We start from the raw sequence: 670 nt of genomic DNA on the forward strand, positions 1-670 counted from the left end.
CTATTGAATATTGATACCACCAATAACGCGTTCAATTTTGGTGGCACCACCGGCACGGCATTTGCCGGTACGGTTGATATGAAGAACAGCCAATTTGCGCTGAATGGCAACAATACCAGCGCATTGACTAACGCCAAATTGGTTGCCTCCGCGGGCGACGCGATGTCGTGGAGTGGCAATCAGGCGATTGGCGATCTGACCCTCCATGGGGCCACCACCACATTCAATACCGGCAGTCTGATCACCACCGACACATTGGCGGTGACCGACAACAGTACCGTTCGCGTCGATCCAACGCTGAGTACCGGTGGCAATTTACTGGATCAGGATACCGGTAACTCATCTCAGTTAATCAACAGCAGCAATACGCTGTCAGCGGCAGAATTGGCGAAACTGGCTCTGGAAGACACCACCGGGAACAGTCTGGGCAGTGGCACCACTCAGAACGTTATTCAGGGGGGCAATACGGTCGCGCAGGCGCTGTATAACTATGCATTATCCGGAGACGGTGGTGGCCTGAGTGTCACCTCAATGCTGACCCAACTGGCGCTGGCGAGCGGGCAGAGCCTGACGCTGACCTCACAAGGTGCGCTCAATGCCGATAATACGCTGGTAGCGAAACTGACCGCAGCCGGTAATCTGATTATCGGTGCTGATAACACTGAAATAA

1 pseudogene is annotated in these 670 nt (G+C 54.0%); it reads left to right on the top strand.

Annotated elements, in window-relative coordinates:
• Window positions 1-670: pseudogene (locus YALDO0001_RS19435) on the top strand (hypothetical protein); the annotation flags it as partial.

Origin of the sequence: Yersinia aldovae ATCC 35236, from assembly GCF_000173735.1 — a bacterium.
GTDB classification, from domain to species: Bacteria; Pseudomonadota; Gammaproteobacteria; order Enterobacterales; family Enterobacteriaceae; genus Yersinia; species Yersinia aldovae.